The sequence below is a fragment of the Variovorax sp. J22G73 genome, assembly GCF_030317035.1.
Lineage (GTDB): Bacteria > Pseudomonadota > Gammaproteobacteria > Burkholderiales > Burkholderiaceae_C > Variovorax.
In genome coordinates, this window is record NZ_JASZYK010000027.1 from 1 (window position 1) to 23,497 (window position 23,497).

Genomic DNA, 23,497 nt, shown 5'->3' on the forward strand with positions numbered 1-23,497 from the left:
GCTGCTGGCGGTCATCAAGTTCCGTGGCAACAAGCTGTACCACGAGCACATCTACTGGGACCAGGCCAGCGTGCTGGTGCAGGTCGGGTTGCTCGACCCCAAGCTGCTGCCAGTGGCGGGCATCGAGACCGCGCGCAAGCTGCTGGACGAGACGCTGCCTTCAAACGCGCTGCTCAAGTAACGAGCAAGGAACGCCGCGCGCGGGGGGCGCCGTGAACAACGCCCTGCGCAGCGCCCGGCTTCGTCGCGCTCCTAAAATGCCCAGCGTGAGCGCCCTCCCCACCCCCAGCATCCCCCGCAGCCCCACCGAACGCCGTCCGATCCGCGAGCTTCCCGACGAGCTGATCAGCCAGATCGCCGCCGGTGAAGTCGTCGAGCGCCCCGCCTCGGTGGTGCGCGAGCTGCTGGACAACGCGCTGGATGCCGGCGCCAGCCACATCACCGTGCGCCTCGCCTCGGGCGGCGTGCGGCTGATTTCGGTGGAAGACGACGGCCTGGGCATTCCACGCGAAGAGCTCACGGTGGCCCTGCGCCGCCACGCGACCAGCAAGATCGCCAGCCTGAACGACCTGGAAACGGTCGGCACCATGGGCTTTCGCGGCGAGGCGCTGGCCGCTATCAACGCCATTGCCGAGCTCAGCATCCTGTCGCGCTTCACCGGCGCGGACACCGCTTTTTCACTCGACGGGCGCACCGGCGAGCTGCGGCCCGTGGCGCGCTCCACCGGCACCACGGTGGAGGTGCGCGAGCTGTTCTTCGCGACGCCCGCGCGCCGCAAGTTCCTGAAGACCGACGCCACCGAGCTGGCCCACTGCATCGAGTCGGTGCGCCGCCATGCGCTGGCGCGGCCCGAGGTGGGCTTTTCGGTCTGGCACGACGGCAAGCTGGTCGAGCAGTGGCGCGGCGCCTCCACGCACGAGCAGCGGCTGGCCGACGCGCTGAGCGATGACTTCGTCACGCAGAGCGTGGCCGTCGAGCGCACCCACGGCCCGGTGCGCGTGGTCGGGCGCGCCGGCATTCCCGACGCGGCCCGCTCGCGCGGCGACCAGCAGTTCTTCTATGTCAACGGCCGCTTCGTGCGCGACAAGGTGCTGTCGCACGCGGTGCGCAGCGCTTATGAAGACGTGCTGCACGGCCAGCGCCAGCCGATCTACGCGCTGTACCTCGAAATAGACCCCGCGCGGGTCGACGTGAACGTGCACCCGACCAAGATCGAAGTGCGCTTTCGCGACGGGCGCGAGGTGCACCAGGCGGTGCGCCACGCCATCGAAGACGCCCTGGCCGCCCCGCGCGCCGGCGACGCCGTGGTGCCATCGGCCGCGCAGCAACCCTTCTTCAAGGAAACCCAGCTGCCGTCGAACGCCGGCTGGTCGCAGCCGGCCATGAATTTCGTGGCGCAGGAACGCGGCGCGGGCGACCTGGAGGCCATGTGGCCCCAGCGCACGAGCCCCGCGGGTTCCACGGGCTTCGTACAGGAGGCCGGGCCCGCGCTGTGGTCCTCGTCTTCGTTCGCCTCCCCGGCCTCGGCGCCGGCCGCGTTCAGCCCTCCCGCCAACCTGGGCGCCAATCCCGGTACGGGTGCCTCAGCCCTCCAGGCCAACGACCAGGCCTGGCCGCTGGGCCGGGCGCTGGCGCAGCTGCAGGGCATCTACATCCTGGCCGAGAACAGCCAGGGCCTGGTCATCGTGGACATGCACGCGGCGCACGAGCGCATCGTCTACGAGCGCCTGAAGACCCAGCTCGACGGCGCCGCCATCAGCAGCCAGCCGTTGCTCATTCCGGCCACCTTCGCCGCCACGCCCCAGGAAGTGGCCACGGCCGAGGCCTGCGCCGACGTGCTGCCCACGCTGGGCCTGGAGATCACGCCGTTTTCGGCGCGCACGCTCGCGGTGCGCGCCGTGCCCGGCACGCTGGCCGACGGCGACCCGGTGGAGCTGGCGCGCAGCGTGCTGGCCGAGCTGGCCCAGCACGACGCCAGCACCGTGGTGCAGCGCGCGCAGAACGAATTGCTGTCCACCATGGCCTGCCACGGGGCGGTGCGGGCCAACCGGAAACTGACCGTGGACGAGATGAACGCACTGTTACGCCAAATGGAAGCAACAGAACGTTCGGACCAGTGCAACCACGGCCGCCCGACCTGGCGCCAGCTGTCCATTCGCGAGCTCGATTCGCTGTTCATGCGCGGGCGATAGGGTTTTCGGCGCTTTTTTCAGGGTTTTCGAGGGTTTTGGACGGTCATCCGTGCGGCGGGCACGCACGTTGCATAGGTTCACTGAAGCGCCAACGAGCGTTGTTTGAGGGGGTTACCAAAGTGCAATGTCGGCGCACGGCGGTCAGAGCAGGTGAACTTTTCCGCCGACTTCGCTGTCCCTCAACCCCATGATGAAACGCTGGACCCTCCTCGCGTCTGTCTTCTCGCTTTGCGCCCTGCTCGCCGCCGGTTGCTCGACGCTCGACGCGCAACAGCGTGAGTGGATCTTCCAGCCCAGCGACCGCAGCTGGGGCAACACCGCCTCCATGACCCAGGGCATGGAAGACGTGTGGATCGACTTCCAGTCTTCGCTCACCGGCGAGCCCGCCCGCCTGCACGGCCTGTGGCTGGGCGGCGCGCCCGAGACCACCGACACCCCCGTCATGCTCTACCTGCACGGCGCGCGCTACAACGTGGCCGGCTCGGCGCCGCGCATCCAGCGCATGCACGAGCTGGGCTTCTCGGTGCTGGCCATCGACTACCGCGGTTTCGGGAAGAGTTCCAAGGGCCTGCCCTCCGAGGAATCGGCCCGCGAGGACGCCCGCGCCGCCTGGACCTGGCTGGCTGCGCGCCACCCCAAGCAGCACCGCTACATCTTCGGCCATTCGCTGGGCGGCGCCATCGGCATCGACCTGGCGGCGCACGTGAACGACGAGAGCGGCACCATCGTGGAAAGCACCTTCAGCTCCATCGCCGACGTGGTCGCCAGCTTCAAGTGGGGCTGGCTGCCGCTGGGCCCCTTCATCACGCAGCGCTTCGAGGCCATCGACAAGGTCAAGGACATCGGCGCGCCGCTGCTGGTGGTGCACGGCACCGCCGACAGCCTGATCAACCCCACGCTGGGGCGCAAGCTGTACGACGCGGCCACCGTGCCCAAGCTGTTCGTGCTGGTGGAAGGCGGCTCGCACCACAACACCAACTCGGTCGGTGAAACGCAATACCGTTCGGCGCTCACGCAGCTGTTTCGCATGAAGCCGGAGAACATGGTCGCCAGCAACGCCGGCGTGCCGCGCCCGACGCCCAAGCTCGCACCGCCCGCTGCAGGCGCCCTCACGCCGCAGGACGTGAGCGGGAAGGTGCTGCCGTCGGTGCCCGCGGCCATCTGATCACCGCGAGCACTGGGGCCGCGCCGCCCCTTCAGCCGACCGCCACGCCGCGGCCGATGGCCCGGCGGGCGCCCAGCGCAAACACGAACACCCCACCCATCGCCGCCGCCAGGCCGGCGAGCATGCCCGCATAGCCCGTGCGGTCCAGCAGGAAGCCCGCGGCCACCGGCACCACCAGGCGGCTCAGCGCGAACAGGCTGGCCTGCAGGCCATAGTCCGCGGCCTGGTGACCGTCGCGCGCGAAGAACATCATCAGCCCGAAGGCCAGCGACGCGGCCGCCCCCATCGCCAGCGCAACCAGCAACGCGCCCACCGCCAGCCACGCTGGTGGCGCATGCAGGCCCACCAGCGCCGCGAGCAAGGCGATGCAAAGACAGCACAGCAGCGCCACACCCGGCACCGCGCGCTCCACGCCGGCCCGGCGCATGACCGCCGCGGCCACCATGCTCGCCACTGCCGCGACCAGCCCGCCGCCGACACCCACGAGCCACGCCACCTGCGGCAACGCGAAGCCCCGGTCGATCAGCAACGGCTTCAAAAAGAACCACGCCGCGCCGATGAAGGGAAAGCACGCCAGCAGCAGCACCGTCCACGCTCCAGCGCCTGGTTGCGCGAAATAGCCGCGCGCCCGGCCGTTCGACACGCCCTGCACCGGCGTTGAAGCCGCGGCATCGCCTTCGTTCACGCACAGCAGCGCCAGCACGCCCGCCACCAGCAGCCCCGCCATCACCCAGAACGGTGCGGCCCAGCCCCACTTCGCCTGCACGAGCAGCATCAGCCCGCCGCCCACGATGGCGCCCAGCGACAGCGCCGCCGAACGCAGCCCGCCCGCGCGCACCCGCGCCGCGGCGGGCAGCAGGCGGATGGCCAGCGCATTGACCGGAATGTCGGCCCACGTCGACATCAGCGCCGCCGCCACGGCCAGCACATACAGCGCGAGCCGGTCGGCCAGCAGCGCGCGCTGCGCCAGCAGGCCCAGCACCGCGGCAAAGCCGAGGCACAGCAGCACGGCCCACGCGCGGTAGTGCCCCCCGCTGAATCGCAGCCGCTCCACCGGCACCGCGAGCACGAACTTGAAAACCGCCGGCAAGCCCGCGAGCTGGAACAGTCCGATTTCCAGCCCGCTCCAGCCGTGCTGCCGCATCACGACCGGCAGGCCCAGCCAGAGGTAGACGCTGGGCGCGGTGAGCGCCAGGTTCAGCCCGGCGAAGAGCGACTGCAGCAGGTTCTCGCGCAGCCGGGACATGGGCGAACGGCTCATGCGGCCCGCCTGCGCGCCACCAGCACCTGCAGCGGCACCATCGGAAATTCGGTCGATGCAAAGCGCCGCAGGCATTCGAAACCCACGCGCTGCAACGCGGCCTCGCCCGACCCTGCAGCGCCCACGTGGCGGCCCAGCATCATCATCGGCAGGTAGAACGGCAGCACCGCCGCGGCGCCCTCGCGCGACGCGCCCACCTCGGCATGCGCGCAGACGAAGATGCCGCCGGGGCGCAGCGACGCCAGCACCACGCACAGCAGGGCGTCGATGTCGGGCACGAAGTGCAGCACCGACGAGCACCACACCAGGTCGTAGCCCTCGCCGATGCCGTCGCGCACCACGTCGCCACCCACCGCGCGCACGCGATGCGAGAGCTGTTCGCGCGCAATGTTCTCCCCGGCGACCGCCGCCGTGGCGGGCCCGTCGAACACCACGCCTTGCGAGTCGGGCCAGGCCTTGGCCAGCGCGATGCCGATCCAGCCGGGGCCGCCGCCCAGGTCGAGCCAGCGCTTCGTGCGCGCCGCCTCGGGCACGCGCGCCATCACGTGCAGCGCGGCCTCGACGCTGACCGCGCGCTGCTCCTGGCCGATCTGCACGCGCGCGGCCTGGGCCCAGTCGGAATCGGCGCCTGCAGGCGGCCGCGGCACCGCCTGCGCTTCTTTTTTGAGTTGCGCCCCTCCCAGCAATTGCCCGTGCAACCGGCCTCCCGCCGCGCGCAGGCTGCGCAGCCGAAACAGCAAGGCGTCGCCGCAAAACGCCGCGCCGTCGCCCAGCAGGAAACGCCGCGCGCCTTCGCTCACGCGGTAGCGGTGAACGCCGCCGCCGTCGGCCTCGGTGCGGTCGAGCACGTCGAGGCTCCACAGCAGGTCGAGCAGCGGCCCGGTGGCCGCGGGCTGCAGGCCGAGGCGCTGCGCGGTGTCGTGCGCGGTGGCGTGCTCGCGCAGCGCGTCGGGCACGCCGAGCTCCAGCGCGGCGGCCAGTGCGTCGGCCTGCACGGTGGCGCTGGCGATGTCCCAGTAGCGTTGCAAGGGATGTTGCAAGGGATGGTGTGGCGAAGAAGTCATGTCGTCTGTGCGCATCAAAGCGGTGTCAGGAAAAAAGGAATGCCGCATGCGTCACATCCGCCAGTTCAGCCGTACGCCGACTTCACGCGGCGGGCTGTACACGGTGACGATGCCGTTCTGGTAACCCACCGCGTCGTAGCGCCGGTTGGCCAGGTTGCGCACGTAGGCCGTGAGCTCCCACGGGCCCTGCGTGTAGCCGCCCGACAGGTCGAGCCGGCCGTAGCCGTTGCGGCTGTAGCGGTTGGCCGCGTCGAGGTAGACCTTGCCGGTGCCCGACAGCGTGGCCTGGGCATGCCAGCCCTTCGGCGCGTCGTAGCGCAGGCCCAGGTGGCCGTCGACGTCGGGCGCGAACGGGTTGCGGTGGCCGTCGTACACGGCGCTGCCGTCGCGAAAGCGCTCGAAGCGCGTGCGGTTCAGCGCCAGGCCGGCGCGCAGCTGCCAGCCCTGGCCGAAGAGGTAGTCGAGCGACAGCTCCGCCCCGCTCGCGCGCGCCGACGCGGCGTTGGTGACGTACACCGTGCCGGGCACCGGCATCTGCTGCACCTGCATGTCGTTCACGCGCATGGCGTACACCGAGGCCGCATAGCGCAGCCGGTGGCCGGCCACGGTGCCCTTGGCGCCGAACTCCAGCGAGCGCACCTTCTCCGGCTGGTAGGCCGCATAGCGCGCCGCCGGCACGAAGACGTTGAAGCCGCCCGCGCGAAAGCCGTCGGACACGCTCGTGTACAGCTGGTGCGTGGGCGCGAGCTGGTACTGCAGCGCGAGCTTGGGCGAGAAGTGCGTCCAGTCGGCGCGCTGGCCCGCATTGGCTGTGCCGCCTGCACCCGCCGCGAACCGCACCGCGTTGCGCTCGATGCGCGCACCCGCCGACACCGACCACGCGCCCGCCAGCGGCACCGACCAGTGCGTGAACAGCGCCGACGAATGCCCTTCGAGCGTGGCCGCCGACATGCTCGACGCCAGCGGCAGCTTCTGCGTGTTGCGCAGGTCGTGGTCGTCGCGGTCGAGGTACACGCCCGCGAGCCACTGCGCGTCGCCGAGCCGGCCTTCGAGCCGCAGCTCCTGCGACAGCGTGCGAAAGCGGTGGTCGCGGCCGATGTGCAGCAGGTCGGCGGGCTGAAAGTCGGTGTCCTGCTGCACGCGGTCATTCACGTTGTTTTGCGCGGTGATCGAGCGCAGCCGCGTGCCGTTGTCGAAGCTGTGCGTCACGTCGAGCGACAGGCTTCGCCCGCCCGACCGGTTGTAGCTGGCCGTGCCCGAGCGCACCGTGGCGCGCTGCGCGCCGGGCGAGCCCCACAGGGCGGCGCCGTCGTCGTAGTCCTGGCTGGCGACGCGCAGCGTGGCGTCGGTGCGCACGCTGGGCGTCCAGCGCAGCGCCAGACGCAGCGCGCGGCGCTCGCGGTCGTCCTCGGTGCGGCCGGTGTAGGTGTTGCGGATGAAGCCGTGCTGCTGCGAGGTTTTGGCCGCGATGCTGGCGTAGAGCGTGTCCTGCACCAGCGGACGGCTCAGCGCGAAGCGCAAGGCGCGCCGCTCGCGGCTGCCCGCCTCCATGCCCACGCTGGTGCGCGGTTCGTTGCCCGGCTGGCGCGAATGGATGGCGATGACGCCGGCCTCCGCATTGCGCCCGTACAGCGTCGACTGCGGCCCGCGCAGCACCTCGACGCGCTCGACGTCGAGCAGCGCGTCGTCGAAGCCCTGCGCCATCAGCGTGGGCACGCCGTCGAGCAGCAGCAGCGTGGACGAAGAAAAGCTGAAGAAATTGGCGCTCAGCCCGCGCATCACCGGCGACAGCACGCCGGCCTGCCCGAAGGGCTGGAAGCCCAGGCCGGGCGTGAGCTGCTCCAGCGTCTGCAAGCCGGTGGCGCCCTGCGCCTCGAGCGTGTCGCCGTCGAGCACCGACACGCTGGCCGGCACGGCATCGAGCGGCTGCGACTGCTTGGTGGCGGTGACCGAGATCGACGGCAGCTCGGGCGCCTGCGCGGCCGCCGTGCCGCACAGTGCGCAGAGAAGCGGAGAGGCCCAGGCGGCACGCGCGCGGGAACAGAAAAGCAAGGAAGCCATGGTTGGAAATCGCCAAGAAGAGAAGAGAAGAGGTGAGGAGCGAAAGGCCTTCGAAGCCTTGGCGCGACGCTTGCCCCAGCGTATTTCCAAACAAGAATGACTATCATCTGAGTTCGAATGCATTCCGGTCCGTTTCATATGCATTCGCCCTTTCCATCCATTTCCCGCCCCTTCCGTTCGCCTGCGAACGAGCCTCGCCATCGCCTTCCGCATCGCCGCCACCGAAGCCCACGCCGCCCCTTCCGGCGTGGCGGGCTGGTCGCGCCTGCAGCTGCCCGACACGGTGGGCGATTGCCATGCCGAGCGGCTCGACATCGACCAAGGGCTGGCCGTGGTGCGCTCGCGCTACCTACCGCGGCGCGACCTGGCCGAGCACAGCGCGCAGCAGGACGGCGCGCGCCGTTTGATCCTCACCTTCGCGCTGCAGGGCGACTCGGGCTATGAGTCGCAAGGCGGGGAACGGCTGGCATTCAGCGCGGGCTTCACCACCGTATCGGCCGCGCGCGACAGCGTCGGCGAGCGGCGCTACAAGGCCAACGAGTCGGTGGCGCAATTGCGCCTGCTGGTCGACGAAGACACGGTGGTGCGCTACTTCGGCGAGCAAGGCCGCCACCGCCTGCTGCCCGACGCCGGGCTGCGCCCGCTGGCCTTCGGGCGCACCAGCGCCGCCAGCGCCGCGCATGCGGCCGCGCTGGGCCGGCGCAGCGCGCAACCGATTCAGAACCCGCTCGACCTGCACATCCACGCACTGAGCCTGCTGGCCGGAGAAATGCGCGCGCTGCAGGCGCCCACGCCGACGCCCGCCGGCAGGCTGTCTCCGCAAGACATCCGCAAGCTCGAACAGGCACGCGACCTGATGCAGGCGCAGATGCAGTCGCCGCTCACCGTGGCCTACCTGTGCGCCAGCGTCGGGCTCGGCGAATCGAAGCTGCAGCGCGGCTGCCGCGAGCTGTTCGGTGCCAGCCCCTACCGCCTGCTGCTCGAACTGCGCATGCGGCGCGCCCTTGCGCTGCTGGAGGCCGGGGCGCAGGTCGCGCAGACCGGCTGGCAGGTGGGCTACGCGCACCCGGCCAACTTCAGCGCGGCCTTCACCCGGTTCCATGGCCGCGCGCCCAAGGCGGTGCGCGGCCGCCAGCGCTGAGCAAGACCTGAACCGGCGTGCGGCCGCGCCATTTGCTACCCTCGGCGCACCATGTCTCCCAGCTTCGTTCCGGCCGCCGAGGCCGCTCCCCCGGCAGCGCCACGCGCAGCCACTTCCACCACGCTTCTCACCGTTTCTTCCACCCCGCTTTCCCCAGCCCCCCAGCTCCCCCCGCGCTTCGTCGCCCTCGCGGGCCCCACCGCCTCCGGCAAGACCGCCGCCGCGCTCGCCCTGGCGCGACTGCAGCCGGTGGAAATCATCTCGGTCGACTCCGCCCTGGTCTACCGCGGCATGGACATCGGCACCGCCAAGCCCACCGCCGCCGAGCAGGCCGCCGTGCCGCACCACCTCATCGACATCCTCGATGCGCGCGAGAGCTACAACGCCGCCGCCTTCGTGGCCGATGCCACGCGGCTCATCGGCGAGATCCGCGCGCGCGGCGCGCTGCCGCTGCTGGTGGGCGGCACCATGCTGTATTTCAAGGCGCTGTTCGACGGCATCGACGCCATGCCCGCGGCCGACGCGACCGTGCGCGCGCAAATCGACGCCGAAGCCGCCGCGCTGGGCTGGCCCGCCATGCATGCGCGGCTCGCGCTGATCGACCCCATCACCGCCGCGCGGCTCGCGCCGCAGGACAGCCAGCGCATCCAGCGCGCGCTCGAGGTGTGGGCCAGCAGCGGGCAGCCGCTGTCGAGCTTTCACGCGAGCGACAACAAGACGGCCAGGCCGGTCGAAGGCGGCGTGCTGTTCTCGCTGGAGCCCGCCGACCGCGCCTGGCTGCACGCGCGCATCGCCGAGCGCTTCGACGCCATGCTGGCGGGCGGCCTCCTGGACGAAGTGCGCGCCCTGCGCGCGCGCGGCGACCTGTCGACCGACCTGCCCTCGATGCGCTGCGTCGGCTACCGCCAGGCCTGGGAAACGCTGGACGCCTGCGGCAACACCGCGCCCGACGCCAGGGCCATGGCCGACCTGCGCGAGCGCGGCATCGCCGCCACGCGCCAGCTCGCCAAGCGGCAGGTGACGTGGCTGCGCAGCATGCCGCAGCGCACCGTCGTCGCCTGCGACGCGCCCGACGCGGTGCAAACCGCCGTTCAACTGATCTACAAGACCACCCACCCCGGATGACGCTGCGCATTACCAACCTCGGCAAGCACTACGGTGATGTGCCCGTGTTCGAGAACGTGACACTGGCCGTCGAGCCCGGCGAGTTCGTCGCCATCGTGGGGGAGTCGGGCGTGGGCAAGTCGACGCTGCTGAACTGCATGGCCGGCCTCGACAGCTGGGACCAGGGCACGGTGGTGCACGACGGCACCGACATCGGCGCGCTCGACGGCGAAGCCTGCGCGCTCTGGCGGCGGCGCCACGTGGGTTTCGTGTTCCAGGCCTTCCATGTGCTGCCGCACCTGGACGTGGCGCAGAACGTGTCGCTGCCGCTGATGCTGCTCGGCCAGCAGAAAGACCAGGGCCGCGTGGCGACCATGCTCGACGCCGTGGGCCTGCCCGGCATGGGCGGCCGGCTGCCGCAGACCTTGTCGGGCGGCCAGTTGCAGCGCGTGGCCATCGCCCGTGCACTGGTGCACCGCCCCGCCCTGCTGCTGGCCGACGAGCCCACCGGCAACCTCGACCCCACGACCGCCGCCAAGGTGATGGACCTGCTGATCGGCCAGACCCGCGAGCACGGCGCCTCGCTGGTGCTGGTGACGCACTCGGAAAGCGCCGCCGCCCGCGCAGACCGCCTGCTGCACCTGACGGCCGGCGGCATCCGCCCGTGAACCTGGGCGCCTGAACGGACTACTGCTGCGGCGCGATCAACGCGGCGAAGCGCGACAGGTCGACGTTGCCGCCGCTGATCACGATGCCCACGCGCCGGCCCGCGATGGCCTTGCCGGCCGCGATGGCACCCGCGAAGGCCAGGCAGCCGGTGGGCTCCACCACCATCTTCATGCGCTCGGCGAAGAAGCCCATCGCATCGACCAGCTGCGCGTCGGTCACGGTGAAGATGTCGTCCACGTCGCGCTGGATGATGCCGAAGGTGTACTCCCCCAGGTGCTGCGTCTGCGCGCCATCGGCGATGGTCTTGGGCGTTTCGATGTGCACGATCTTTCCGGTGCGGAAAGACTGCTGGCCGTCGTTGCCCGCCTCGGGCTCGACGCCGTAGACCTTGCAGTCCGGCGACAGCGCGCGCGCCGACAGCGCAGAGCCCGACAGCAGCCCGCCGCCGCCCAGGCACACGAACAGGTGGTCCAGCGGCCCGGTCTCCTCGATCAGCTCTTTCACCGCCGTGCCCTGGCCCGAGAGCACGTCGGGATGGTCGTAGGGCGGAATCATCGTCATGCCGCGTTCCTGCGCGAGCCGCTTCGTGAGTGCCTCGCGGTCTTCGGTGAAGCGGTCGTACATCACCACTTCGGCGCCGTAGCCCTTGGTGGCGGCCACCTTGGCGGCCGGTGCGTCCTTGGGCATGACGATGACGGCCGGCATCGACAGCAGCCGCGCCGACAGCGCAATCGCCTGCGCGTGGTTGCCTGAAGAGAAGGCGATGACGCCGCCCTTGCGCTGCGCGGCTTCGAACTTCGACAGCGCATTGAACGCACCACGGAACTTGAACGCGCCCATGCGCTGGAAGTTCTCGCACTTGAAGAAGAACTGCGCGCCCCAGCGCTCGTTGGCGGTGGTCGATTGCAGCACCGGCGTGCGGTGGGCATGGCCTTCGAGCCGCGCGGCCGCGGCGGTGACGTCGTCGTAGGTAGGTAGTTGCATGGGGCCAGAGCTTAGCGGCGGCTTGCAAATTTTTGCAGTCCCGATGGGTAAAAACCCGGTACGCACGGCGGCGGCAATGTTCGTACTCTGTATACAGAGTTCAGAAAAAAGGTCTGCCATGCCCGCCCAGCTCGTCAGCATCGAGGTCGCGCCCGACCTCGTCGACCAGGTCTACCGCGCCCTGCTCGGCGCCATCAGCAGCGGCACGCTCGCGCCGGGCGAGCGCATCACGCAGGAAGACATCGCGCAGCGGCTGTCGGTGTCGCGCCAGCCCGTGCTGCAGGCGCTGCGGCTGCTGAAGAAAGACGGCTTCGTGCGGGACGCGCCGGGCCGCGGCGTGCTGGTGGCGCCGCTGGAGGCCGAGGCGATGCGCAAGGTCTACCAGGTGCGCGGCGCGCTCGACGCGCTGGCCGCGCGGCTGGCGGCGCAACTGTGTTTTCGCATCGACCCCAAGCTCATGGAGCGCGGCCGGCGCGCCGCGCGCGGGCGCAACGTGGAGGCCATGCTCGACGCCGACGTCGCCTTCCACCAGGCCATCTACGCCGCCTCGGGCAACCCGCTGATCGGCCAGAGCGCCGACCCGCACTGGCGCCACCTGCGCCGGGCCATGGGCGCGGTGCTGCAGGCCGAGCCGCAGCGCGAGTCGCTGTGGGACGAGCACGAGGCCATTGCCGCGGCCATTGCCGCCGGCGACGCCGAGCGCGCCGCGCGGCTGAGCGAGGAACACGTCTCGCAGGCCAGCCAGGCCCTGGGCGAGCGGCTCGCGCAGCTGTCGCGCGGCGGCGCCCGCGCACCGATCACCCCACCGAAGACCAAAGGAGACAAGGCATGAAGCTGACCCCCGAGCAACGCGCGCAGTTCGAGCGCGACGGCTACCTGTTCTTCCCCGGCCACTTCTCGGCCGACGAAACCCGCGTGCTGACCGACGCGGTGCCCGAGCTGTACGCCCGGCGCGAGGCCTTCAACGTGCGCGAGAAAGGCTCGGACGCGGTGCGCACCAACTTTGCCGCGCACCTGGTCAGCGAGCCCTTCGCGCGGCTGGCGCGCCACCCGCGCATGGTGGGCCCGGTGATGGACCTGTTCGACGAAGAGGTCTACATGCACCAGTTCAAGATCAACGGAAAGATGGCCTTCGAGGGCCAGGTGTGGCAGTGGCACCAGGACTACGGCACCTGGCTCAACGACGACCTGATGCCCACCGAGCGCGCGATGAACGTGGCCATCTTCCTGGACGACGTGAGCGAGCACAACGGCCCGCTGATGTTCATTCCGGGCAGCCACCGCAAGGGCGTGGTCGATGCCAGGCACGACCTCACCACCACCAGCTACCCGCTGTGGACGGTGGACAACGCGCTCATCGCGCAGCTGGTGGAGCGCGCCGGCGGCAAGCACGGCGGCATCGTTTCGCCCAAGGGGCCGGCGGGCTCGATGATCCTGTTCCACAGCTGCCTGGTGCATGCCTCGGGCAGCAACCTGTCGCCATTCAACCGCGTGGCCGTGTACCTGAGCCTGTGCGCGGTCAGCAACCACATCCGCCGCCACAAGCGCCCCGAATACATCGCGCACCGCGACTTCACGCCCATCGCGATGCTGCCCGACGACTGCCTGCTCGCGCCCTGCCCGGTCGAGGTGCCGTGGAAGCACGGCCTGCCCGAGAGCGCGCTGAAGACGTCGCTCGATGTCATCGACGAAGTGGAGGCCTGACCCCATGAGCCTCTACGCCCGCCTGCAACAACGCGCCGCCGAAGGCCGGCCCATTCGCATCGGCCTGATCGGCGCCGGCAAGTTCGGCGCCATGTACCTCGCGCAGATTCCGCGCACGCCCGGCGTGCAGCTGGTGGCCATTGCCGACCTGTCGCCCGACGCGGCGCGCGTCAACCTCGCGCGCGTGGGCTGGCAGCCCGAACGCGCCGCCGCCGGCTCGGTGCAGGAGGCACTGAAGCACGGCACCACCTGGATCACCGACGACTGGCAGGCCGTGACGCGCGAGCCCTCCATCGACATCGTGGTCGAGTGCACCGGCAACCCCATTGCCGCGGTCGACCATTGCCTGGACGCCTTCGCGCACGGCAAGCACGTGGTGAACGTGACGGTGGAGGCCGACGCCTTCTGCGGCCCGCTGCTGGCGCACCGGGCGCGGCAGGCCGGCGTGGTCTATTCGCTGGCCTTCGGCGACCAGCCCGCGCTGATCTGCGACCTGGTCGACTGGGCGCGCACCTGCGGCTTTCCGGTGGTGGCGGCCGGGCGCGGCCACAAGTGGCTGCCGCACTTCACCGAATCGACGCCCGGGACGGTGTGGGGCAACTACGGCCTCACGCCCGAGCAGGCGAAGCGCGGCGGCCTCAACCCGAAGATGTTCAACAGCTTTCTGGACGGCTCCAAGCCCTCCATCGAAAGCTCGGCCGTGGCCAACGCCACCGGCCTCACCGTGCCGTCGGACGGCCTGCTCTACCCGCCCGCGAGCGTGGAAGACATTCCCTTCGTCACGCGCCCGAAGAGCGAGGGCGGCGTGCTGGAGCGCAAGGGCATGGTCGAGGTGGTGTCTTCCCTGGAGGCCGACGGCCGCAAGATCCCGTACGACATCCGCATGGGCGTGTGGGTCACGGTGGAGGCCGAGACCGACTACATCAGGAACTGCTTCGAGGAATACAACGCCCACACCGACCCGAGCGGGCGCTACTTCACGCTGTACAAGCGCTGGCACCTCATCGGGCTGGAGGTGGGCATGTCGGTGGCCAGCGTGGCGCTGCGCGGCGAGCCCACCGGCGTGGCCACCTGCTGGAACGCCGACGTGGTCGCCACCGCCAAGCGCGACCTGGCCGCGGGCGAAATGCTCGACGGCGAAGGCGGCTACACCGTGTGGGGCAAGCTGCTGCCGGCCGAATGCTCGCTGCGCCTGGGCGGCCTGCCGCTGGGGCTGGCGCACAACGTGAAGCTGGTGCGTCCGGTGAAGAAGGGCCAGAGCCTGGCATGGGCCGACGTGGCCATCGACACCGGCACCGCGGCGTACAAGCTGCGCAACGAGATGGAGGCGATGTTCGCGCCTTCGGTGCAGGCCCGGGCGGCTTGAACCGGCTGAACGCTTGCTGAACCGAGCGCGAAACGATGCATTGCGCCGCGGCGCCTTAAGGTCAAGAATATTCTGCTCGGCACGGCGCCCCCGTGTCGAAATGGCCGCCGGCGGGCCGTCATTGTGGTGAGCGATCCTGCTCAGCAGCTTCTTCCATGACGGAGAGACACCATGCAGTACATGTTGATGTTCTATCAGCCCGCGTCCGAGTTCGAACAACGCGACGACGCCTCTTCACGGGCCTACCGCGCCAGCTGGATGGCCTATGCCGACGCCGTGCGCCGCGCGGGCATTTCGCTGGGCGGCCACGGCCTGTTGCCGCCCCTGACCGGCACCACGCTGCGCGTGCGCGGCGACAAGCGCCAGGTGCAGGACGGCCCCTTCGCCGACACCAAGGAGCAGCTCGGCGGCTACTTCGTGATCGAGGTGGCCGACCTGGACGCCGCGCTCGAATGGGCCGAGCGCGCGCCCTGCGCCACCACCGGCGGCGTGGAGGTGCGCCCCGTGTTCACCGCCACCGCCATGGCCGCCGCGGCATGAGCGGCCCGGCGGCGCACCAGGCCGCCGAGCGCGCGGCGCGCGATTCGTACGGGCGGTTGCTGGCCATTCTGTCGGCGCGCACGCACGACATCGCCGCCTCTGAAGACGCGCTGTCCGACGCCTTCGCGCGCGCGCTCGAGCGCTGGCCCGCCGACGGCATTCCGCGGCAGGCCGATGCCTGGCTGCTGAGCGTGGCGCGCCACCGCAAGCTCGACGCCTGGCGCCACACCCGCGTGCAGGACAAGGCCACGCAGACGCTGATGCTGCTGGCGGGCGAGGTCGATGACGGGACCGCGCACGGCCACGACGGCGCCGCCGTGCCCGACGAGCGGCTGCGCCTGCTCTTCGTGTGCGCGCACCCGGCCATCGATGCGCCGGCACGCGCACCGCTGATGCTGCAGACCGTGCTCGGCATCGACGCGGCGCGCATGGCGGGCGCCTTTCTCACATCGCCTTCCACGCTGGCCCAGCGGCTGGTGCGTGCCAAGGCGCGCATCCGCGCGGCCGGCGTGCCCTTCGAATACCCGCAGGCGCGTGAGCTGCCGCACCGCCTGCGCGACGTGCTCGACGGCATCTATGCCGCCTACGGCACCGGCTGGGACGACGTGGACGGCGCCGACGCCCTGCCCCGCGGGCTCACCGGCGAAGCCATCGACCTGTGCCGCATCCTGTGCGGGCTGATGCCGAACGAGCCCGAGCCGCTCGGCCTGCTGGCGCTCATGCTGTTCTGCGATGCCCGCCTGGCCGCGCGCCGCAGCGACACCGGCGCCTACGTGCCGCTCGACCAGCAGGACATCACGCGCTGGAACCACGAGCTGCTGGCCGAGGCCGAGCACCACCTGCGGCAGGCTTCCACGCTGGCGTCGCTGGGCCCCTACCAGCTGGAGGCCGCCATCCAGTCGGCGCACTGCGAGCGCCGCGCCGGCGCACCCGTGCCGCCCGAAACACTGGTGTCGCTGTACGAAGGCCTGCTGGCGCTGCGCCCGAGCATCGGCGCGCAGGTGAGCCTGGCCTGCGCATTGGCCAATGCACGCGGGCCCGAAACGGGCCTGCAGGCGCTCGATGCGATTCCGGCGGACGAGGTGGCCAGCTACCAACCGTTCTGGGCGGCACGCGCGCACCTGCTGGCGGCCGGCGGTGCGCGCGCCGCCGCGCGGCAGGCCTACGACCGCGCGATCGGGCTGAGCACCAGCGCGGTGGTGCGGACGTATCTCGACGCGATGCAGCAGCGGCTTTGAGACGGGGCGCTGGCTTCAACGTGCGTTGAAAAACACAAACTTCAACGTGCGTTGAGAAATACGAACTTCAACGCGCGTTGAAGGTGCGCGGAAACAGCGCCGCCTGCGACCGGTCGCGCAACCGGTAGCTCATGGCCGGCCGGCCCAGCGTGCCGGTGACCATGCCCGCTTCTTCCATGAAGTCGCCGTCGAGCATGCGCTTGCGGAACGCGCTCTTGTCGATGTCGCGGCCCAGCACCACCTCGTAGGTGTGCTGCAGCGCCGGCAGCGTGAAGGGCTCCTCGAGCAGAAAGGCCGGCAGCGAGGTGTATTCGACCTTGCTGCGCAGCCGCGCGACGGCCGCCTCGAGCAGCTCGCCGTGGTCGAAGGCCAGCCGCTTGCGCGCGGCGGCATCGACTTCGAACCACGCCACCTCGGCCGCGTTGGCGCCGCTGCGCAGCTGCATGGCCTGCGCGGGAATCAGCGCATAGAAGCAGTGCGTGGTCGACCAGCCCCGCGGGTCGCGCTGCGCGCCGCCCCAGCTTCCGAGCTGCTCCAGATAGGGGGTTACCACGCCGGTCTTTTCGCTGAGCTTGCGCAGCGCGCAGCCTAGCAGGGTGGCGTCTTCGTCGATGTTCACGAAGCCGCCCGGCAAGGCCCACTTGCCGGGGAACGGCTCGTCGGTGTCCGCGGCGCGCTTCACCAGCAGCACCTGCAGCGCGTCGCCGAGCACGGTGAACATCACCACGTCGACCGTGACCAGCGGGCGCGGAAAGGTCAGCGGGGGAAAGTTCGACGAAGGTGTTTTCACGGGAAGACTTGACTCCGGATTTGTTAGTTGTACTATACAACCCTTGATTAGTTGTACTGGACAACTCTCAAACAATGTCAGGCTGTCACACGCCAGGAAGGGAGAAAAACAAATGACGAACAACAACATCAGCGCCGCCACCATCATCAATACTGCTACCGCCACCCCGCGCAGCACCCGCGACCTGCCCGCCTACTTCGCGCAGGGCCACCGCCCCGAGTACCTGCTGTTCTGGGGCCACCAGGCGCCTAAGGCCGGCGTGAACAAGAGCTGCTTCAGCCAATGGTTCGAGGCCGGGTTCAAGCTCGACGGCATCAGGTACCGCACGGCCGAGCATTTCATGATGGCCGGCAAGGCGCGCCTGTTCGACGATACGGCGACCTGCGAGCGCATCCTTGCGGCGCGCACGCCGGGCGAGGCGAAGAAGCTGGGCCGCGAGATCGGTGGTTTCGACGAGGCGGCGTGGGTCGCGGCGCGGCTGGACATCGTGACGCAGGGCAACATCGCCAAGTTCGCGCAGAACCCGGCGCTCGGCGCCTTCCTGCTCGGCACGGGGCATCAGGTGCTGGTGGAGGCCAGCCCGGTCGACCCCATCTGGGGCATCGGCCTGGCGGCCACCGACCCCGCGGCGCAAGACCCGCGCGCGTGGCGCGGGCTCAACCTGCTGGGCTTCGCGCTGATGGCGGCGCGCGATGCGCTCAAGGCCGCGCCCGACGTTCTGGATACGCCGGGGCAGTCGCAATGAGCCCGCTCGAACGCTATGAAGGTTGCCTGCTCGGGCTGGCCTGCGGCGACGCCGTGGGCACCACGGTCGAGTTCCGCACGCGCGACAGCTTCGAGCCAGTAACCGACATGGTCGGCGGCGGGCCCTTCGGGCTGGTCGCCGGTGAGTGGACCGACGACACATCGATGGCGCTGTGCCTGGCCGCCAGCCTGGTGCACCGCGAGGGCTTCGACGCCGTCGACCAGATGAACCGCTACTGCAACTGGCGCAGCGTGGGCTACATGAGCAGCACCGGCAACTGCTTCGACATCGGCGTCACGGTGTCGGGCGCCCTCACCCGCTTCCTGGCCTCGGGCGATCCGTTCGCGGCCGACCCCGACCCGCGCACGGCGGGCAACGGCGCGCTGATGCGGTTGGCGCCCGTGCCCATGTTCTTCGCGCCGAGCGCGCAGGCCACCTGGCAGCAGGCCGGCGACAGCACGCGCACCACGCACGGCGCGCAGGAGGCCATCGCGTGCTCGCAGCTCTTCGCGCTGCAGCTGCGCGCGGCCCTGCTCGGCGAGAGCAAGGCGGCCATTCTTGCCACCGCACCGCTCGCCGTGTTGAGTGAGAAGGTCGCGGCGCTGGCACGCGGCGACTACGCGACGAAGCCGCGCGAGCGCATCAAGGGTTCGGGCTATTGCGTCGAGTCGCTGGAGGCGGCGCTGTGGTGCTTCGCGCACACGCAGTCTTTCGAAGAAGCCGTGCTGGCCGCCACCAACCTGGGCGACGACGCCGACACCACCGCCGCCATCTGCGGCCAGCTGGCAGGCGCGTTCTACGGCGTGGGCGGCATTCCCGCGCACTGGCTGGACAAGCTGGTGATGCGAGACGAGATCGCGCAACTGGCCGGGCGCCTGCTCGCGATGACGCGCTGACGCGCTGAAGGCGCCGGCCGCAGCAGAAGCCTTTGCCTACTCCTGCGGCACGGCGACCGCTTCCCCCACGCGCCGCGCGTCGAGCTGGCTGCCGCCCTGCGCCAGCGTCACGCCCACCACCACGTTGCCCGCGTCGCGCCGGAACACCAGCTGCGCGCCGATGCCGGCCACGGCGAAGCGGTCGGGCCCGGTGGGCGTGAGCGCGTTGTAGCCGCGCCCCGTCTCGCGCACCAGCAGCCGGCCACCGCGCACCGTGAAGCTCAGCGCCTGGGTTCGGCTGACGCGGTATTCGCCCTTGTAGTCGTCCAGCCGCTTCGCATCGATGGGCACCTCGACGGTGGACACGGGGTAGCGGCTCTTGCCGATGGCCAGCATCACCGACTGCATCGGCGCGCGCGCGTTGCTGCTGAGCACGACGATGGCCTCGCCGGTGTCGGGCGCCAGCAGCCACAGCGTGCGGTAGCCCTCGGTGAGGCCGGCGTGCCAGTAGGTGCGGCGCCCGCCCTCGGGGCCGCGCACCATCACCGCGTAGCCGATCTCCGCGCCCTCGTAGCGCGCCAGCGGCGTGAGCATGCGCACGGCCGCCGGGCCCAGCGGGCCGTTGGCGCCGGCCAGCACGGCGCGGCTGAAGGTCAGCATGTCGGCGGCGGTGGAGCGCAGCGCGCTGGCCGGCGCGTAGGCCTGCATGTCGAACAGCGGCTGGCGGCGGTCGCCGGCAAAGGCCGGGGCCATGCGCGAGGCCTTGTCGCCGAGAAAGATCACGGTGTCGTTCATGCCCAGCGGCTCGGTGATGCGCGCGCGCACCAGCTCGCCCCACGAGGTGCCGTAGCGCTCGGCCAGCAGCTGGCCCAGCAGCGCCATGCCGAAGTTGCTGTACGCGGCCTCGCACGGCGGCGCCGCGGCCGTGAGCTTGATGCGCGCGAGCGCGGCCCAGAACATGGGCTTGTCGAAGCTGCGGAACTGCTCGGCCAGCGGCGCGCCGCCGGTCACGCCGTCGGCCATCACGGGCATGCAGCCGGTGTGCGTGACCAGCTGGCGCAGCGTGACCGAGGCCACGGCGGGCGGCAACGGCTGCTGCGGCACATCGGCCTTGCCCGCAAGCAGCTTGCCCACGGTGTCGTCCAGCTTCACGTCGCCGCGCTCCACCGACTGCGCCAGCAGCAGGCCGGTGAACACCTTGGTGACCGAGCCGATCTCGAACATCGGCTGCTCCGCGCTGTTGGCCGCGAGGGCGCGCGGCGGCGTGGGCGGCTCGGGGTTGTAGGCCGCGCCGTAGGCGGCCTGGCCGCCGCGCAGCGTGCCGACCACCAGCGTGCCGCGCTCGGCGCCGAGGGCGGCCCTGGCGAGCACCAGCGGGTCGCTGGCCAGCGTGAGCGGTTGCGGGGGTTGAGGAGACTGAGGAGGCTGAGCTTGCTGCGGTTGCTGGGACGTCTGGGCGGCGGCGGCGCCCACCAGCAGCGGCGCGAGGAGCCAGGCGGCGAGCCAATGGCGGGACAGGGCACGGGGCAAAAGCCGCATCGTCGGGTACCTCAGGCGTCGGTCGAAGAGGCGCCATGGTGCCACGGCTGGGCTGGCGGCCGTGCAGGCTTTCGCGCGCCGCCACAATCGGCGCATGCGCGCACTGCTCACCACCTTCTCCTGGCAGGAACTCCGACACCACCCCTGGCGCAACGCGGCGGCCGTGCTGGCCGTGATGCTGGGCGTGGCGCTGGCCTTCTCGGTGCAGCTGATCAATGCCTCCGCGCTCGACGAATTCTCCAGCGCCGTGCGCTCGGTGAACGGCCAGCCCGACCTCGAGGTGCGCGCCGTGCAGGGCGGCTTCGACGAGGCGGTGTTCGCGCGGCTGGCCAAGCACCCGCAGGTGACGCTGGCGAGCCCTGTGGTGGAGTTCCAGGGGTTGGCGCTGGCGGGTGATGGCAAGCCTGGTCGTTCGACCGGCGACAGCCAGGTGCCCATGCGCGTCATCGGCATCGACGCCCTAGTGCTGCCCACCATCGCGCCCGCGCTCATGCCGCAAGCCGCGCCCGGCGCCGACCGCTTCGCGCTGTTCGCGCCCGGCCAGGTGTTTCTCAACGCCGCCGCGCGCACCGCGCTGGGCCTGCCGGCCGAAGCGCCCGCCGGCAGCCGGGAAACCGTGCAGTTGCGCAGCGGCGACGCGTGGCGCCAGCTGGCCGTGGCCGGCCATGTCGCGGCCGGCGGCACGGCGCTCGCGGTGATGGACATCGCCGCCGCGCAAGACCTGTTCGACCAGGGCGGCCGCCTCAGCCGCATCGACCTGCGGCTGGCGCCCGGCACCGACCGCGCCGCCTTCACCGCCGCGCTGCAGAAGTCGCCCGACTGGCCCGCGGGCGTGCAGTTCGCCGAGCCGGGTGACGCGGCCGAGCGCGTGAGCAACCTGTCGCGCGCCTACCGCGTCAACCTCACCGTGCTGGCGCTGGTGGCGCTGTTCACCGGCGCCTTCCTGGTGTTCTCGGTGCTGGCGCTCAGCGTGGCCAAGCGCGCGCAGCAGTTCGCGCTGCTCGGCGTGCTGGGCCTCACCCCGCGCGAGCGGCTGCGGCTGGTGCTCACCGAATCGCTGGTGCTGGGCCTCATCGGCAGCCTGGCCGGCCTGGCGCTGGGCACCGCGCTGGCGGCCTTCGCGCTGAAGGTGCTGGGCGGCGACCTGGGCGGCGGCTACTTCGAAGGCGTGGCGCCCACGCTGCACTGGAGCGCCAGCGCGGCCCTGCTCTACGGTGGGCTGGGCGTGGCCGCCGCCCTGGTCGGCGGCTGGTGGCCCGCGCGCGCGGCGCAGGCGCTGCCCGAGGCGCAGACGCTCAAGGGCCTGGGCGCCGCGCCGGTGCAGAGCAACGGCCACTGGCTGGCGCTGGCGTTGATCGCGCTGGGCGGCGCGCTGGCCAAGGTGCCGGCCATCGGCGGCATTCCGGTGGCGGCGTACTTGTCGGTGGCCTGCCTGCTGGTGGGCGGCATCACCGCCCTGCCCTGGCTGATTGCGCTGCTGTACGACCGCATCGCGCCCCTGTTCGCGCAGCGTGTGCTGCCCATGCTGGCCGTGGAGCGCGCGCGGCGCATGCGCGGCACCGCGGCCGTGGCCGTCAGCGGCGTGGTCGCCAGCCTGAGCCTGGCCGTGGCCCTCACCGTGATGGTCGCGAGCTTCAGAGATTCGGTGACGCAGTGGCTCGACGTCGTGCTGCCCGCCGACCTGTACGTGCGCGCCACCTCGGGCGGGCGCGGCAGCAACAGCGGCGGCGGCAACAGCACCGACACCGCCACCTTTCCCCCCGCCTTCGTGCAGGCGCTGGCGCAGTTGCCCGGCGTGGCGCGCACCGGCACCCTGCGCACCCAGTCGCTGCAGCTCGACGCCACCCGCCCGGCCGTGGCGCTCATTGCGCGCAGCCTGGAAGGCGGCGCCACGCAGTCGCTGCCGCTGGTCGGTTCGGCCCTGGCCGTGCCCGAAGGCCAGGTCGGCATCTATGTGAGCGAGCCGATGGTGGAGCTGTATGGCGCCCGGCCCGGCACCACCTTCGCGCCGCTGGCCGATGCGATGGGCGCCGTGGCGTCGGCAAAGGCAAAGCCCAGCTTCTTCGTGGCCGGCGTGTGGCGCGACTACGCGCGGCAGTTCGGTGCCATCACCATGGATGCGCGGGACTACGAGCGCATCACCGGCGAGCGCAACGTGAGCGACGTGGCCGTGTGGCTCGCGCCTGGCGCCGCCGAGGGCGAGGTGCAGGCGGCGGTGCGTGCGCTGGCCGCGCGCCAGGGCGGCGGTTCCGCCGAGTCGGTGGAGATCGCGTCTGTCGGCCAGATCCGCGTGACCTCGCTGCGCATCTTCGACCGCAGCTTTGCCGTCACCTATTGGTTGCAGGCCGTGGCCATTGCCATCGGCCTGTTCGGCATTGCCGCCAGCTTCAGCGCCCAGGTGCTGGCCCGGCGCAAGGAATTCGGCCTGCTCGCGCACCTGGGCTTCACCCGTCGCCAGGTGCTGGCCGTGGTGGCCGGCGAAGGCGCCGCGTGGACCGCCATCGGCGCCGTGGCCGGCCTGGGGCTGGGGCTGGCCGTGTCGGTGGTGCTGGTGAAGGTGGTGAACCCGCAGAGCTTCCACTGGAGCATGGACCTGCTCGTGCCGTGGGAGCGCCTGGTGGTGCTGTGTGCCGCCGTGGTGGCCGCAGGCACCGTCACGGCATGGCTGGCCGGCAGGGCCGCCGCAGGCAAGGACGCGGTGCTGGCGGTGAAAGAAGACTGGTAAACGCCCAACGGCACAGCCCCAGCGCCGCAGAAGCGAAGCGCCTGCAGCGCCCCAGGCCGAGCGAAGCAATGGCCCGTCCGGTTCCCCCGCCCCTCTGGCTGCGCCGAGGAGCGCAGCGTTTCGCGGATCAGGGCTCGCCCTTGTTTGAGCGAAGCGAGTTTGGGCGAGACCCCGCGAAACGTGAGCACCGCAGGTTGCCCGCAGCGAAGCGGAGGGACGCAGCCAGTGGGGTCGCCTTTTCTTTGCTTGGCGGCCTCAAATCCCAAGTGCAACGATGGGTTGGATATCGACATTCTGGTTGAAACAGTCTTCGAAGAGGACTTGCGCCGGAGTG

Annotated in this window: 19 protein-coding genes and 1 pseudogene; 14 read left to right on the forward strand and 6 right to left on the reverse strand. The window is 71.0% G+C overall.

The genetic code is table 11. The features are described from left to right. The 3 genes and pseudogenes from QTI51_RS38715 to QTI51_RS38725 all read left to right on the forward strand — a co-directional run. Nucleotides 1-181, forward strand: a pseudogene (locus QTI51_RS38715) (dienelactone hydrolase family protein); the annotation flags it as partial. Between the two features lie 85 nt (nucleotides 182-266). Further along, nucleotides 267-2,192, forward strand: a complete 1,926-nt coding sequence (gene mutL / locus QTI51_RS38720; protein WP_116914433.1) for a DNA mismatch repair endonuclease MutL — start codon at nucleotides 267-269, stop codon at nucleotides 2,190-2,192. Nucleotides 2,193-2,382: 190 nt separating this feature from the next. Continuing rightward, nucleotides 2,383-3,357: an alpha/beta hydrolase gene (locus QTI51_RS38725; RefSeq protein ID WP_286518435.1), complete on the forward strand. Its 975-nt coding sequence runs from the start codon at nucleotides 2,383-2,385 to the stop codon at nucleotides 3,355-3,357. A 31-nt stretch (nucleotides 3,358-3,388) separates the two neighbouring features. Here the strand turns inward: QTI51_RS38725 and QTI51_RS38730 are convergent, their stop codons facing one another. From QTI51_RS38730 to QTI51_RS38740, 3 genes are all read right to left on the reverse strand, one after another. Then, nucleotides 3,389-4,618 (reverse strand): MFS transporter, encoded by a 1,230-nt coding sequence (locus tag QTI51_RS38730; protein WP_286518429.1) that lies wholly within the window; start codon nucleotides 4,616-4,618, stop codon nucleotides 3,389-3,391. Beyond that, nucleotides 4,615-5,646 carry a methyltransferase gene (locus tag QTI51_RS38735; RefSeq protein WP_286518428.1) on the reverse strand — a complete coding sequence of 344 codons (1,032 nt, stop codon included), beginning with the start codon at nucleotides 5,644-5,646 and terminating at the stop codon, nucleotides 4,615-4,617. The genes QTI51_RS38730 and QTI51_RS38735 overlap by 4 nt, the downstream gene beginning before the upstream one ends. 87 nt (nucleotides 5,647-5,733) lie before the next feature. Further along, entirely contained in the window at nucleotides 5,734-7,743 is a 2,010-nt protein-coding gene (locus QTI51_RS38740) for a TonB-dependent receptor (RefSeq protein WP_116914418.1), read from the reverse strand. A 247-nt stretch (nucleotides 7,744-7,990) separates the two neighbouring features. On the opposite strand from QTI51_RS38740, the gene QTI51_RS38745 reads away from it, so the two are divergent. From QTI51_RS38745 to QTI51_RS38755, 3 genes are read left to right on the forward strand one after another with little or no spacing between them, the layout of a single operon-like run. Continuing rightward, nucleotides 7,991-8,884 carry a helix-turn-helix domain-containing protein gene (locus QTI51_RS38745; RefSeq protein ID WP_286518425.1) on the forward strand — a complete coding sequence of 298 codons (894 nt, stop codon included), beginning with the start codon at nucleotides 7,991-7,993 and terminating at the stop codon, nucleotides 8,882-8,884. A 51-nt stretch (nucleotides 8,885-8,935) separates the two neighbouring features. Continuing rightward, nucleotides 8,936-10,009, forward strand: a complete 1,074-nt coding sequence (gene miaA / locus QTI51_RS38750) for a tRNA (adenosine(37)-N6)-dimethylallyltransferase MiaA (RefSeq protein ID WP_286518423.1) — start codon at nucleotides 8,936-8,938, stop codon at nucleotides 10,007-10,009. Next, on the forward strand, nucleotides 10,006-10,656 hold the full coding sequence (locus QTI51_RS38755) for an ABC transporter ATP-binding protein (RefSeq protein ID WP_116914421.1): 651 nt from the start codon (nucleotides 10,006-10,008) through the stop codon (nucleotides 10,654-10,656). Before miaA ends, QTI51_RS38755 begins: the two co-directional genes overlap by 4 nt. 19 nt (nucleotides 10,657-10,675) lie before the next feature. On the opposite strand, the gene QTI51_RS38760 is transcribed toward QTI51_RS38755, so the two are convergent. Next, complete coding sequence (locus QTI51_RS38760) at nucleotides 10,676-11,641, reverse strand: threo-3-hydroxy-L-aspartate ammonia-lyase (protein ID WP_116914422.1); 966 nt, start codon at nucleotides 11,639-11,641, stop codon at nucleotides 10,676-10,678. 118 nt (nucleotides 11,642-11,759) lie between these two features. Between QTI51_RS38760 and QTI51_RS38765 the strand changes: the two genes are divergently transcribed. The 5 genes from QTI51_RS38765 (at nucleotide 11,760) to QTI51_RS38785 (ending at nucleotide 16,489) form a co-directional block, all read left to right on the forward strand. After that, a complete protein-coding gene (locus QTI51_RS38765; RefSeq protein ID WP_116914423.1) occupies nucleotides 11,760-12,473 on the forward strand; it encodes a GntR family transcriptional regulator in 714 nt (237 codons plus the stop codon). Continuing rightward, a complete protein-coding gene (locus QTI51_RS38770) occupies nucleotides 12,470-13,345 on the forward strand; it encodes a phytanoyl-CoA dioxygenase family protein (protein WP_116914424.1) in 876 nt (291 codons plus the stop codon). The genes QTI51_RS38765 and QTI51_RS38770 overlap by 4 nt, the downstream gene beginning before the upstream one ends. Nucleotides 13,346-13,349: 4 nt before the next feature. Beyond that, on the forward strand, nucleotides 13,350-14,711 hold the full coding sequence (locus QTI51_RS38775) for an NAD(P)H-dependent oxidoreductase (RefSeq protein WP_116914425.1): 1,362 nt from the start codon (nucleotides 13,350-13,352) through the stop codon (nucleotides 14,709-14,711). A 171-nt stretch (nucleotides 14,712-14,882) separates the two neighbouring features. Further along, the gene (locus QTI51_RS38780; RefSeq protein WP_116914426.1) at nucleotides 14,883-15,251 is read left to right on the forward strand and encodes a YciI family protein; all 369 of its coding nucleotides are present in this window, start codon (nucleotides 14,883-14,885) and stop codon (nucleotides 15,249-15,251) included. Beyond that, the gene (locus QTI51_RS38785) at nucleotides 15,248-16,489 is read left to right on the forward strand and encodes an RNA polymerase sigma factor (protein ID WP_116914427.1); all 1,242 of its coding nucleotides are present in this window, start codon (nucleotides 15,248-15,250) and stop codon (nucleotides 16,487-16,489) included. The genes QTI51_RS38780 and QTI51_RS38785 overlap by 4 nt, the downstream gene beginning before the upstream one ends. A gap of 67 nt (nucleotides 16,490-16,556) precedes the next feature. Here QTI51_RS38785 and QTI51_RS38790 read toward each other — a convergent pair whose 3' ends face one another. Beyond that, nucleotides 16,557-17,210 (reverse strand): NUDIX hydrolase, encoded by a 654-nt coding sequence (locus QTI51_RS38790; protein ID WP_286518432.1) that lies wholly within the window; start codon nucleotides 17,208-17,210, stop codon nucleotides 16,557-16,559. Between the two features lie 181 nt (nucleotides 17,211-17,391). On the opposite strand from QTI51_RS38790, the gene ybiA reads away from it, so the two are divergent. Both ybiA and QTI51_RS38800 read left to right on the forward strand, forming a co-directional pair. Continuing rightward, the gene (ybiA, locus tag QTI51_RS38795) at nucleotides 17,392-18,024 is read left to right on the forward strand and encodes a riboflavin biosynthesis intermediates N-glycosidase (protein WP_116914429.1); all 633 of its coding nucleotides are present in this window, start codon (nucleotides 17,392-17,394) and stop codon (nucleotides 18,022-18,024) included. Next, nucleotides 18,021-18,920, forward strand: a complete 900-nt coding sequence (locus QTI51_RS38800; protein ID WP_116914430.1) for an ADP-ribosylglycohydrolase family protein — start codon at nucleotides 18,021-18,023, stop codon at nucleotides 18,918-18,920. The genes ybiA and QTI51_RS38800 overlap by 4 nt, the downstream gene beginning before the upstream one ends. A gap of 36 nt (nucleotides 18,921-18,956) precedes the next feature. On the opposite strand, the gene QTI51_RS38805 is transcribed toward QTI51_RS38800, so the two are convergent. Further along, nucleotides 18,957-20,438 (reverse strand): serine hydrolase domain-containing protein, encoded by a 1,482-nt coding sequence (locus QTI51_RS38805; RefSeq protein WP_116914431.1) that lies wholly within the window; start codon nucleotides 20,436-20,438, stop codon nucleotides 18,957-18,959. A 94-nt stretch (nucleotides 20,439-20,532) separates the two neighbouring features. Between QTI51_RS38805 and QTI51_RS38810 the strand changes: the two genes are divergently transcribed. Beyond that, nucleotides 20,533-23,163, forward strand: a complete 2,631-nt coding sequence (locus QTI51_RS38810) for an FtsX-like permease family protein (RefSeq protein WP_116914432.1) — start codon at nucleotides 20,533-20,535, stop codon at nucleotides 23,161-23,163. The last annotated feature ends 334 nt before the right edge of the window (nucleotides 23,164-23,497 follow it).